General features: G+C 60.1%; 9 protein-coding genes. 6 read left to right on the top strand and 3 right to left on the bottom strand.

Annotation, left to right across the window (positions count from 1 at the left end):
* The first annotated feature begins 206 nt into the window (after positions 1-206).
* Both PQR27_RS11195 and PQR27_RS11190 read left to right on the top strand, forming a co-directional pair.
* Positions 207-1,292 (top strand): helix-turn-helix transcriptional regulator, encoded by a 1,086-nt coding sequence (locus PQR27_RS11195; protein WP_408523717.1) that lies wholly within the window; start codon positions 207-209, stop codon positions 1,290-1,292.
* 622 nt (positions 1,293-1,914) lie between these two features.
* Entirely contained in the window at positions 1,915-3,522 is a 1,608-nt protein-coding gene (locus PQR27_RS11190; RefSeq protein ID WP_408523716.1) for a PKD domain-containing protein, read from the top strand.
* An 80-nt stretch (positions 3,523-3,602) separates the two neighbouring features.
* On the opposite strand, the gene PQR27_RS11185 is transcribed toward PQR27_RS11190, so the two are convergent.
* The gene (locus tag PQR27_RS11185; RefSeq protein WP_408523715.1) at positions 3,603-4,847 is read right to left on the bottom strand and encodes an MFS transporter; all 1,245 of its coding nucleotides are present in this window, start codon (positions 4,845-4,847) and stop codon (positions 3,603-3,605) included.
* 632 nt (positions 4,848-5,479) lie between these two features.
* Between PQR27_RS11185 and PQR27_RS11180 the strand changes: the two genes are divergently transcribed.
* Positions 5,480-6,127: a cysteine hydrolase family protein gene (locus PQR27_RS11180; protein ID WP_408523714.1), complete on the top strand. Its 648-nt coding sequence runs from the start codon at positions 5,480-5,482 to the stop codon at positions 6,125-6,127.
* Positions 6,128-6,322: 195 nt separating this feature from the next.
* Positions 6,323-7,147 (top strand): alpha/beta fold hydrolase, encoded by an 825-nt coding sequence (locus tag PQR27_RS11175; RefSeq protein ID WP_408523713.1) that lies wholly within the window; start codon positions 6,323-6,325, stop codon positions 7,145-7,147.
* 11 nt (positions 7,148-7,158) lie between these two features.
* On the opposite strand, the gene PQR27_RS11170 is transcribed toward PQR27_RS11175, so the two are convergent.
* On the bottom strand, positions 7,159-8,709 hold the full coding sequence (locus PQR27_RS11170) for a bifunctional AfsR/SARP family transcriptional regulator/alpha/beta hydrolase (RefSeq protein WP_408523712.1): 1,551 nt from the start codon (positions 8,707-8,709) through the stop codon (positions 7,159-7,161).
* A 117-nt stretch (positions 8,710-8,826) separates the two neighbouring features.
* On the opposite strand from PQR27_RS11170, the gene PQR27_RS11165 reads away from it, so the two are divergent.
* Positions 8,827-10,209 (top strand): NAD(P)/FAD-dependent oxidoreductase, encoded by a 1,383-nt coding sequence (locus PQR27_RS11165; RefSeq protein ID WP_408523711.1) that lies wholly within the window; start codon positions 8,827-8,829, stop codon positions 10,207-10,209.
* A gap of 119 nt (positions 10,210-10,328) precedes the next feature.
* Here PQR27_RS11165 and PQR27_RS11160 read toward each other — a convergent pair whose 3' ends face one another.
* Positions 10,329-11,282, bottom strand: coding sequence for a SphA family protein (locus PQR27_RS11160; protein WP_408523710.1), 954 nt, complete (start codon positions 11,280-11,282; stop codon positions 10,329-10,331).
* A gap of 330 nt (positions 11,283-11,612) precedes the next feature.
* Here PQR27_RS11160 and PQR27_RS11155 point away from each other — a divergent pair, with 330 nt between their 5' ends.
* Positions 11,613-12,395 (top strand): ABC transporter substrate-binding protein, encoded by a 783-nt coding sequence (locus tag PQR27_RS11155; protein ID WP_408523709.1) that lies wholly within the window; start codon positions 11,613-11,615, stop codon positions 12,393-12,395.
* The last annotated feature ends 172 nt before the right edge of the window (positions 12,396-12,567 follow it).

The following is a 12,567-nucleotide window of genomic DNA, read 5'->3' as shown; positions in this document are numbered from 1 at the left end:
GTCGAACAACCCGATGCATGTGTTTAGGCATCCTTGTCGGTAGGCTTATGTAACCAGGGTGCTCGTTGGCCGCAGTTGCCTGGGAATTCGCTAGCTCGACGATTCCATCAGACAAAAAAGCCTGGCAAATCGTCAGTTCAACAGTTCCGTAAAAATGAGTCGACGCATTGGGGATTAACCTTGATCGGGGTAGTTAAGGAGGAGAAATGGCTGATCGTAAAGTCGTTCTCAGGAGGGCATTCGACGCCGCTCAGCAACTCCTCGATCCCAATCCACCCTGGGGTGAAGTTTTAAATACTGCGCGATATCTGGTCGGCGCAGATAGCGCGACGCTCATCGTCTTTGACAATCAGTGTCGGCTGGTTAACCTCACAGCGGTCGGTTTCACTGAGAGCTGTTCTCGCGATTACAACTCCTATTTCTATAGCCACGACGTTCTCGAGCGGGACTCCCGTTCGGCGCCGGCTGGAACCTGGCTGGATACCGGCCAGATGTATAGCAATCGCCAATTGCAGCGGACTGAGTTTCATGCCGACTTCATGAAGAAGCACAGCATGGCGCAGATTTCGGTCCTGGTGATTGAGGCCAGCCCGTCTTTACGAGCGGCTATTGGATTCCAGCGATCCTCTGTCGATCCTGATGCGGTCGCTCGCCTGACACATGGCGATACCGCCCGATACTTTCGAAAGCTTCGCGAGCTGCTTGCGCTTCGTCAGCGGCAATTGCTTGACGGACTCCTCGCTGTCGAGAGCGCTTTCTCCGCTCTGGATGAAGCCATCTGCCTCGTATTGGTCGACGGAACTGTCGTTAGAGCATCGGCGGATGTGCAACAGTTCTTTAGCCATGAGGTCGGCTTTCTTCTTCGCAGAGGCGTTCTCTCGCATCAGGATCCGAAAATCCAGATGCGGTTTGCAAGTGCCCTGCACGATTGTTCGGAAGACGGATGTCCGCGACGGATTGTGATCCCGGCTGGCTGGGGGAAGACGATAGTCGCAGACATTGGCGTTGCTACGAAATTTTTTGGTGTCGTGCCGAAGGCGGTTTTTTTTGTACGGCTGGTTCGAAAGAGCGCGTTTGCGAGTCCCAACGTAGATGAGTTGCAGTCTGTATTCGCGATCACGCCGGCAGAGGCCAAGGTGCTGGCGGAACTCGCCGCTGGTCATAGCGTGGCGGAAATCGCGGCGCTGAGGCATTCTTCCGAGCAAACTGTCCGCAAGCAGGTTTCATCGTTGATGAGAAAAATGGAGTGCAATCGCCAATCCGAGTTGGTGAAGCTTGCGCTGATGGTCTGAAGCGGGCAGGTCCCTAACCAGCTTATCAGTGTCGTAAAAGGCGTGCATACACAATATGCGGTATGCGGCTTGCCGCGGACTCACTTACGCTTGCCTTAACGAAACAAGGCGTGACGTGCAGATGAGTTCGATCTTCGGGTCATTGATTCCGATCGTGCCGCCGCAATCGACCATCGCGGCCATGTTACCGCACGCTCGCGAATGTTTATCGCCTCCGACGTCAACTGTCCTGTCAATCGCAAAGCTTGACTAGGGAGACCGCGAACAGCGCGCTTCCATCGAACCGTACCGGTAATGAGGCGTCGCGCTGTTTCCGCCGACAGGCCGGGAAACAAAAGCAAGGAGACGCAAGATGAACACCCATTCCCATCTGAACAAGGCCAGACTCCCTCGTTGCCCCAGGATTGTTCGAGCGTTGTTGCTCGTTACTTTGTACGCTGCGTCGGCCGACGGCTTCGCGCAAGCGACTTTCACGTTGAACTTCGACGCATTGTCTGACGGAGCGAACGTTACCAGTCAGTACCCGGGCGTAACCGTTTCGGGAGCGACTGCTCTTAGAGCCTCCAATGCCGGAATACCAGCCCATTCCGGGGCGAACGTTGCGTATTCGGGAACAGGATTGATGAGCTTCGCGCTCGGCGGTTCGCTTGGACAGGTCAAAAAAGCGAGCGCCTATGTGACCGGTCCGACGAACGTAGGACTATTTGCCTATGACAGTGCAAATAACCTGCTGGGCTCGTCGGTCATGTCATCGAATGGCACTAACGTGCTGCTCTCTTTCACTTCCAGCGACATTCCTATTGCAAGACTTACCATCCATGATGGTGGTGCAACTTTCTTCGTTGACGACGTCACGTTCACAGGTTCCTCGCAATACTCGCTCAAAAATCTAGGCCTCGGCCTCTCCGCTGGCGCAGTACAACCAGAGGGGATCAACGGCCAGGGTCAAGTGGCTGGCGTTTCCGCTAACCTGAACGGTGACCCGCGCGCCTTCTTCTATAACGGCACGTCGATTCAGGATATTGGCACGTTGGGAGGCAAGTACGCCGCAGCGACCGCAATGAATTCCGCTGGACTGGTCGTCGGCAACTCCGGGATTGCCAACGGGACCATGCACGCCTTCTCCTGGACAAGCGGCGCAGGGATGGTCGATCTCGGTTCGCTTGGCGCAGGGATTGCGTCTGCGAACGCCGTGAACGCCTCGGGAACTGTTGTCGGTGTCGCCAACCTCACCTTGCTCAAATACCACGGCTTCGCGTGGAGCCAAAGCGCCGGCATGACCGACCTCGGTACCTTCGGCGGACCCCTCTCATACGCTTCAGACATCAACAGCGCTGGCCAGATCGTCGGTTATGCCACGGTCCCGGCGGGTTGGCCACACGCATTCGTGCGTAGCGGATCCGTGATGACCGATCTGGGTCTTCTACCGGGTGCCCAGTTTTCTTATGCGACGCGTATTAACGATTCGGGGCAGGTGATCGGCGGTGCCGCGTTCACGAATGGCCGCGTCGCTGCGTTTTCGTGGACGCAGGCTAACGGTATGGTGAACATCGGCGCGCCAGGCAGCAAACTCACCATCGCGAACGACATTAACCAGGCCGGTCAGGTGGTGGGATCGTCCAGTGATTCAAAGGGGAATGCACGGGCGTTCCTCTGGGCGGGCGGCACGGTGACCGACCTCGGCACGTTGGGCGGGAAAACATCGTCTGCGAGCGCAATTAGTGGCTCCGGGCAGGTCGTTGGTACAGCCGACACAGCGAACGGAGAACGGCATGCGTTCGTATGGAACCAGGGCGAGGGCATGATCGACCTGAACAGCCGCATGCAATCGGCGCCTGCCGGACTGATACTGACAGGCGGACTTGCGATCTCCGGGCACGGAGAAATTGTCGCGACGTCTAATGCTGGCCTGATCCTGATCGGTGGCAACTCGACGGCGCCAGTAGTTGGACCGGTCGTTCCGGGTGTCCGCGCAACGGTGGGCGCAGCGGTTGACTTCAAAGCCACATTCACCGATATCGACAGCAGCGACTCACACTCGGCAACGTGGTCGTGGGGTGATGGTGGTCTGCCGCAGGCAGCGACCATCACGGAAAGCGCAGGTACGGGTACGGCGACCGGCGCACACGCATTCAGCAAGCCGGGGATCTACCCGGTTAGCGTGAAGGTTACCGACACGTCCGGCCAGGTAGCGCAAGTCAGTACCGACGTCGTCGTGACAAAGAAATAGTGACTTGATCGATCCGCAAGGCGCACGTGTTTCCCGGCGGACGGCAGGCGATGAGGTAACTCAACAAGATGCCACTAGCTTCAGACTTTGCTGAACTCCGGGGCCAATGCCTTGTGCGCATCGTAAGCGCCCACGTTTGCGCCGCGTAGTGTCAATAGCCCGGCAAATGCGAGTGCACTGGCCAGCGCGAAATTGGCCGGGATTCCCAGATGGTCCACGACCGCGCCGCCCACTGACGATCCGATCGCAATCGCGACCTGTACGATGCAGACAAGCAAGGCCGAGCCGGCTTCCGGATCGTCGGGTGTCGCGCGCTGCATCCAGACACTGCAGCAAAGTGGAATGCCGCCGAACGCAGCACCCCAAACCATCAGCAATGTCGCGACGCCGATGTGCGAATGAGACAGCAACGGTAACCCCAGCAGCGCGCACAACAGTAGCGTGACGACGAGCATCATCGTTCGCTTGAGGTTATGCGTGATGCTCGCGGAGAGCACGATGTTCGAAACAAATCCAATGATGCCGAATCCCAACAGCAGCCATATGACGCTCGACATCGCGAAGTGTGCGTGACCTAGCAGGAACGGCGTAATGTACGTGTAGGAAAAAAAATGCGCGCCAAACACGAGTGGAATCAACAGCAGGGCTTTGGAGACATGCGGTTGGCGCGCCACCCTGGTCAGGTCCCGCACCTTTAGCGCGACGTGCGAAGGAAGCGACGGAACGAGCATCAGCTGGCCGAGTAGCGCGACCGCCGCGAGCGCCGCAGTCGATGCAAAGGCGGCGCGCCACGAGGCAATGCTCGCGATATAAGTGCCAATGGGGACCCCGATCACTGTTGCGCATGTGACGCCAGCAAGGATGATGGCCATTGCGCGCGCCGTATCCTTTGGATTGACAAGGCGCGTCGACGCTGCCGTGGCGAGCGTCCAGAACCCGCCCAGCGATGCGCCGAGCAGCGCGCGGCCAACCAGCAGGACGGACAGACCATGCGCAACCGCGCAGATCACATTGGAGGCAAGCAGACAGGACGTCAGTAGCAGAAACACATATCGGCGATCCATGCGTCCCGCCAGCAGCACCATGCCTGGCGCCGACAGTGCCGCAATGATGCCGGGTGCCGTGACCATCAGACCCGCTGCGCCGGGCCTGATGCCGAAATCGGCTGCGATCTGCGGCAGGAGGCCCACGGGCAGAAACTCCGTGGTGACGAAAGCAAAAGCGCTCAAGGCGACCGCGATCACGGACGCCCATTCGCGCAACGACGTAGCATCGCGAGTCGGCGTGGGCCGCGATCCGGACGGAGCAGCGGGGTTTCCTGTCATAACGTTGTACGGTCGTAAGCCATTCATGGGACGCGCGCAACACGCGAGGTGCCGCAGTTCAGGAATTGAACTGTACGGTCCGAGAATTAGCGGCGAATGAGCAGCGAATGAGCAGCGAATGAGCGACCGCGTTGGAATGCAGAGAAACAGACTGGCGCGCTATTGAGTCAGGTGCCAGAGCGCGTCAGATCCTCGCACAACGTTTCCACGATTGAGAGCAGTCGTCTTCGATTCGACGGCACAGCGTTACTTTGTACTCGCAACAAATAGACAGCAAGAACCGGAGTGCGGGGCCGAAGGGTCGTCGGCGAGCGTCTCGTCCTGCCGCGACAGCGGGCCTCAACTGCGTGCACGTGTCCGAACGGACGCGCGGCCAGGCTGTCGCGGAAACGCATTTTGCATGCCTGATCCTGACGATCGCATTGGCTACTTAAGCATTGGCTTGCTAATAGCGCGCAAGCGGAGTCAACATGCGGACTCATCAAGCGCCCGTCACTCGCCGCCCACGTGCAGAATCCCGGATCCGCCATCGGACCGTCGTTGCTTTCCGGTCCTCCGTTTCCTACTCTGATCGGAGAGGCTCGGGTCGATGAGAGTCGGCGAGCCGTCATGCACTCTATTGGAGGTCGGAAGTGTCCTTTGATCGAACTGAGACAGCCGTGGTTTTCATCGACCCGCAAGTCGATGTCTTGAGCAGGAACGGCAAGAACTGGGGCGCGGTGGGAGCAAGCGTGACAGAGAATAAGACAGTAGAAAACATGCTGCGAATCTTCAAGGCGGCGAAGTCCGCAAAGTTTGCGGTCTTTATCTCGCCACATTACTTTTTCCCGACCGATCGCGTATGGCAATTCAATGGACCGCTGGAGGCGGATGAATTCGCTACCGGCACGTTTGCGCGTAGTGGTCAGTTGAGTCTGGAAGGTTTTGAAGGCTCCGGCGCAGACTGGCTCGACGAATTCAAGCCTTACATCAACGACGGCGAGACTGTTGTTGTGAGTCCGCACAAGGTCTTCGGACCGCAAACCAACGATCTCGTCCTTCAACTGCGCAAGCGCGGGGTCAGGAAGGTGGTACTGGGAGGCATGCTTGCCAACATGTGCGTGGAGTCACATCTGCGCGATCTGCTCGAACAGGGATTCGAGGTGTATGTCGTTAGCGATGCCACTGCCGGACCGCGTCATCCAGTTTGGGGCGACGGCTACAAGGCGGCGATGATCAACTACGCGTTTCTTGCGCACGGCGTGGTGACTACCGACGAGGTTGTGGCCTCAATGGAATGACGCACAAGTAAGATCGGCTGGCAGGCGAACAGACTGTCGGCCGAAAAAGCGCGTTTGCCCAGTTGCGAGGCCCCAGCATGTTTTCCGGACGGATTGCCGGCCGCCTGCTTATCCCGCTGCAATGTCTCATGGCGCACGAGTTCACGCCGGTGGTTTGTTTTTGATTGAAAGGTCGCCTTAGCAAGGAGAATGACAATGAACACGGTCACGACCAAAGACGGCATTCAGATTTTCTACAAGGACTGGGGAGCAGGGCAGCCCATCGTTTTCTCACATGGATGGCCACTGAGCGCCGACGATTGGGATGCCCAGATGATGTTCTTCCTGAACCTCGGCTTCCGTGTCATCGCGCATGACCGTCGCGGTCACGGGCGGTCAACGCAGACGGCCGACGGTCATGATATGGATCACTACGCCGATGATCTCGCGGCCGTTGCCGAACATCTTGACCTTAAAAATGCAGTCCACGTTGGCCACTCGACCGGGGGCGGTGAGGTCGTTCGCTATCTCGCGCGTCACGGCGAGAGTCGCGTAACCAAGGCGGTGCTGATCAGCGCTGTGCCACCGCTGATGGTGAAGACCGCTAGCAACCCGGAAGGTCTTCCCAAGGATGTTTTTGATGGATTTCAGGCGCAGGTTGCCAACAACCGCTCACAGTTTTACCGTGATGTTGCTGCGGGGCCGTTCTACGGTTATAACCGGCCAGGGGCCAAGCCGTCCGAAGGCGTGATCCTGAACTGGTGGCGTCAGGGAATGGAGGGCGGAGCCAAAGCGCACTACGACGGGATCGTGGCCTTTTCCCAGACGGATTTCACCGAAGACCTGAAGAAGATCACAGTCCCGACGTTAGTGATGCACGGCGACGATGATCAAATCGTACCTTATGCCGACTCCGGGCCGTTGAGCGCGAAATTGCTGCAGAACGGCACCTTGAAAACCTATAAGGGCTTCCCGCACGGTATGCCCACCACGCAAGCCGATACGATCAATGCGGATCTCCTGGCGTTCGTCAATTCCTGAATCGGTCACAGTTACCCCGCGAGACTGCCGACAAATTGCCTGATGTTGTCCAGGACGGGTTGCTGATCGCCCGCGAACGCCCAGTGATCGGCGCCGTCGAGCTCGACGAATCGCGCTTGCGCGATGTGGCTGGCGAGATGCCGGCCGGCGCCGATGCGAACGGCGCGGTCGTCGTGACGATGCATCACCAGGGTCGGCATGGAAACTCGGCCTAGGAGATGCCGCACATCCATGTCGCGCAACGCCTCGAGCACACCCTTGATGGTTCCCGGGCTCGACGCGGCCCGGAGCAAGCCTGCCCACCAGGCTCTCACCTGAGGATCGCCCGACAGGCTCGGCGCGAATGTCTCGATGCCTGCAGGCCCACCCCAGCCTGCGACGAGCTGCTGCAGCCACGCGTCATACTGACTAGCCTGAAGTGCGTGGGGATAGTCGTGCGTGGCGGTTCCCTTCGCCAACGAGGCGAACAGAATGAGGCCAGCGACGCGCCTGGGGTGATCAACGGCAAACTTGATGCATGCTGGGCCGCCCTCCGACGCGCCGAACAGCACGACCCTACGGGTGCCCGTGGCGTCTAGCACGGTGCCGATATCCTGCGCGGTTGCGTCGACGCTGGGATTGAACCCGACCCGGTCGGAAAGCCCGACGCCGCGACGATCGAGCAGGATGAGACGGCCCATCTCGGCAAGGGAGGACAGGAACGCCCGGCACCGGGGCTCTTCCCACACCCGTTCGACGTGAGACACGAAACCGGGCAGCATCAGGACATCGATGCGGCCGGCGCCGTAGGTCTGGAATGCGAGATGGACGCCGCCACCACTGACGTAGCGCGTCGACGGCGGGTCCTCGATGGGCAACGTCGCGCCGGCATTTAGCAGCGCGCGGGTCTCGGACTCGGGGGCCACATTGAGCTCGTCGCGAAGGCGCTGCGTCAGGGCCTCCAGGTGCCGCTGGGCCGTGGCGCGGTCTCCAGAGAGCAGAAGGTTGCGGATGAGGTGCCGGCCGTACACTTCGCTGAGCGGATCGAGCTCAACGAGACGGCCGGCATGCGCGGCCGCGGCCGCGTAGTCGCCGGCCGCATTCCTGTCATGCACCACCCGCTCGAGCGCGTGGATCGCCCGGCCCCGCAAGGCCTCACGGCGAAAGAAAGCCCACTCGTCAAACTGCGGGCAGTCGCCGGGCGAAAAACCCTCGAGAAAGTCACCGGGATAATGGCGGCACGCCTGCTCGAACTCGCCGCGGTCGCAGGCTTGCTCGAACAGCTGGGAATCCACCTGCAGATCGATCGCTGCCGACCATCGAACGGTTGCCCGGTCGGTGGTGAGAACGTCGTCGCCAAGCATGAGCTGGAGGCGATGCAACAGACGCCGCAGCCGCGCCCGTACAACCTCTTCGCAGTCTTCCGGCCACAACATCGTGGCGAAGACGTCGCGCCCGACTGAGCCCTTCGCTTCGGCCAGGTAGACCAGCAGGGCCAGGCCCTTGCGCAGGGGCAGCTGGCACAGCCGGTCATCCCGACTGATCTCCGGAAATCCAAGCGTCCGCACGCTGAACAGAGCCATGGCGAGGCGACCCTCAATGACGGCGTCCGGGGGACGCTCAGGGGACGAGGCAATCCTACCATTCCCTGCAAACGATGGTCGCTGGACCATTGCGACGGATTGAACTGGAGGATTGCCATGAAGAACCTGGGCGAGCATGCGATCGTGATCGGCGCCAGCATGAGTGGGCTCCTGGCCGCCCGCGTGCTGTCGGATTTCTATACCATCGTCACCGTGCTCGAGCGCGATGCGTTTCCGGCAGCAGACACGCCGCGCAAGGGCGTGCCACAAGGTCGTCATACCCATGGGCTCCTTGCGCGCGGCAGCGCGATACTCGAGGAATTCTTCCCGGGATACAACACCGAGGTTGTCGCGCAAAGCGGCGGCTTGATCGGTGATGTAGCCAACGATGTGATCTGGATAGGTCGCAACGTCAGGCTTGCTAACGGCACGAGCGAGCTGATCGGTCTGCTTGCGAGCCGTCCCGTGCTCGAAGGCCATCTACGCCGACGGCTGCTGGGATTGCCGAACGTGCGCGCCATAGAAAGTTGCGCTGTGCAGGGTCTTGCCACCGACCCCGTTCGCAGGAGCGTGACCGGTGTGCGCACATGTGTCGAGGGCAAGCCGGAAGAGACCATCAACGCGGACCTTGTCGTTGATGCGACTGGCCGTGGCTCATACAGTGCGGCGTGGCTCGACGAGCTCGGCTACCAGGCTCCCGCCAATGAGAAGGTCGAGATCGGCATCTGCTACATGACCCGTACCTATCGACGTCGGCCGACTGATCTTGACGGCAAGCAGGGTATCGTTGTCGCTGGTAGTGCGCCGAACTGGCGCAGCGGTGTCATGCTCGCGCAGGAAAGCGATAGCTGGATCGTCAGTGCCGGCGGTTTTCTTGGCGACGACGCACCCGATAACGACCAGGGCTTTCTCGCGTATCTGGCGACGCTGCCGAGCATGGAAATTCACGACGTTGTCGCAAGAGCGGAGCCGCTAACCGATTACAGGCGCTACCGCTACGTCTCCAACCTGCGCCGGCGGTACGAAAAGCTCGCACGTTTCCCCGAAAATTACCTGGTTTTCGGTGACGCCATCTGCAGCTTCAACCCGGTCTACGGGCAGGGCATGACGGTCGCGGCAGAGGAAGCGTTGATGCTGCAGCGGTGCCTGCGCGCGGGTTCGAACGATCTTGCGCGTCGATTCTTCAGGGCGGCCGCGAAGATCGTCGATATTCCGTGGGATATCGCGGTTGGCAACGACCTCCGTCATCCACAAGTCAAGGGCGCGCGCCCGCCGATGCTGCGTTTCATCAACTGGTACATTGGCAAGCTTCACCTTGCCGCGACGCGCGACAGCACGCTGGCGACAGCGTTTCTGAAGGTCGTCAACCTGATGATGCCGCCGTCGTCGCTGCTCAGCCCTGCGATCGCCTGGCGGGTCTGGCAGGGCAACCGGAGGTCCGTGCGATCGGCTCCCACGCCTGCAATTGAAGCAGCGAGGCGCAATAGCGCATCGTCATGAAACCTGGCGAACAGGACTTGGCCGATCATCCCGGAGGCGGCAAACATTTCCTTCATCGCAGACGCTGTGCGACTTCACCACGCGCAGCTAGCGATGACGGTTCGATGATCTTGCAGGCGTCAGAAACCGATTGTTGCTGTTGCCATCACGGTCGACGTGCTTGAGAGCCGGTTCTTGCTGGCCACAGTGGGAACCCAGCGCAAGGTCAGGCTAAGCGGGTTCTTGCCGCCGATCTTGGTGTCGTAGGTCACGATCGGACCGATGGACCAGTCGTAGCCCCGGAAGCCATTCAGTTTGTCCGCAGTTGGGCCGCTATCGTTACCGATCTGCTGGACTGTGCCGACGATCACACCCGCGCCCACGCCGTTCGCGAAGCGCTTCAGGGCCAGCATGTCGAGCGTGAACAGTGGTGCGTTCTGATAGTCGGTCGCGGAATTGCGCGTGTAGAACTGCACACCGGCGCTCACGTCGAACTCCATGCCGATCGAGGGCACCAGCTTCGTATAGGAAACAGTGGGAATGAACGTCCAGTTGTTCAGGCTGACGTTGGCGATGTTGCCTGGATCGTACTTGCCGGTAGGCGCCCAGATGTTGACGCTAAAAGAAATATGATCGGTCTTCGAGAAATGATAACCGGCGATCAGCGGTGTAAAGGTCAGGTCGAACAGGCCGGACGCATCCTGCTTGACGCTTCCCGTCCGGTTACCGATTCCGAGCGCCGCAGTGGCGCTCGTCCAGGCGTAGGGGAGCGTAACGCTCGACGCGAAGTTCCATGGGCCGGCGCCGGTGTCCCACACCTTCAGCAAGGTTGCCAGCGTGAACGAGACCTGGGCGTCGAGCCCGAACGTTGTTTTACCGCCGATGGGCACGGAGCGTCCCGCGCTGATCGAGCCGTCGAAATAAATCTCAGCCAGATTCGCGAACCATCCGGGCTCCGGTGGCACGATACCCGCGTCGGGTGTGACACCCGTACCGGAGATGGGGCGGCCTAATGCACCTTCAGTACCGTGCGCTGCGAACGGCAATCCCAACGTCAGCATGAGAACGGAAGCTGCAATGATTCGCTTGAGCATGGCGGGTACCGTGAACAGGTTGTTCCTACTCTTCCGGGAGACTACGCACACTGACGCTGCGGCCCTTCGCTGCGACCCTTAAACCCCGGTAATGATCGTACGCGTTAGCAAAGATGATTTCCAGCTTCTCGTTTTCTTCGACATGCAGCGTCCGCATGAACTGATTTCTTTAATGAATTTGTAAGGCCGGCGAATTTACGGTCGAATGGCGGGCGCTGCGCGCCGGCTGCAGCTCAGCCAACGCGTCCCGGCGCGCCGCCGTGCATATTGGCGGTTGGTGGTTCTTTACCACGCCGCGCATTGGTCCATAAGAGTGATAAAAGGAAAAACATGAAATCCATGCTTGCAAGCCTGACGATTGCGCTGCTTGCCGTAACGTCCGGCAGCGCAATCGCGAAGGACTGGTCGACCCTGCGCTTCGGTGTCGACGCGAGCTATCCGCCGTTCGAATCGAAATCCGCCGACGGCAAACTGGTCGGCTTCGATATCGATCTGGGCAACGAGATCTGCCGCCGCCTGAACGCAAAATGCGTGTGGGTCGAAAACGCCTTCGACGGCATGATCCCCGCGCTGCAAGGGCGCAAGTTCGACGGTGTGCTGTCGACCATGTCGATGACGCCGGCGCGTCAGGCGCAGATTGCGTTCTCGTCGAAGGTATTCCGGATCCCGACACGCCTCGTCGCGAAGCAGGGCTCGACGATCGCGCCGACGCCGGAAGCGGTGAAGGGCAAGCGAATCGGCGTCGAGCAGGGCACGATCCAGGAAACGTATGCGAAGACGTACTGGGAGCCGGTCGGCGCAGTGATCGTGGCCTATCAGGACCAGGATCTCGTTTACACGGATCTGATCGCCGGCCGCATCGACGCGTCGCTGCAGAACGCTGTGCAGGCTGACGTCGGCTTCCTGCGCACGGCGCGAGGCAAGGACTTCGCGTTTACCGGCAGTGCGCTTTACGATGCGAAGACGCTGGGGAGTGGGACGGCGATCGGTTTGCGCAAAGAGGATACCGACCTGAAGTCGAAGATCGACAAGGCGATCGCCGACATGCGCGCGGACGGTACGTACGACCGGATCGCGAAGAAGTACTTCGACTTCGACGTGTACGGCCAGTAACAACGGGCCGGCCGGCGCGCCGGCTACAGCTGGGAGCGTCGGCGCTGCGCCCGCCGTCCGCTCTCTGAGCATGCCATTGCCCATGCGTGCGTCGCGAACCAGGACGGTAGCCGGAACCGCTAACTATCGGCCCAGACGATAAATTCGATACGAAATAGCGATTTTTCTTTTG

Origin of the sequence: Paraburkholderia fungorum, from assembly GCF_046027215.1 — a bacterium.
Lineage (GTDB): Bacteria > Pseudomonadota > Gammaproteobacteria > Burkholderiales > Burkholderiaceae > Paraburkholderia > Paraburkholderia fungorum_D.
The sequence above is the reverse complement of the archived record's forward strand: the minus strand, read 5'-3'. Positions and strand labels throughout refer to the sequence as shown.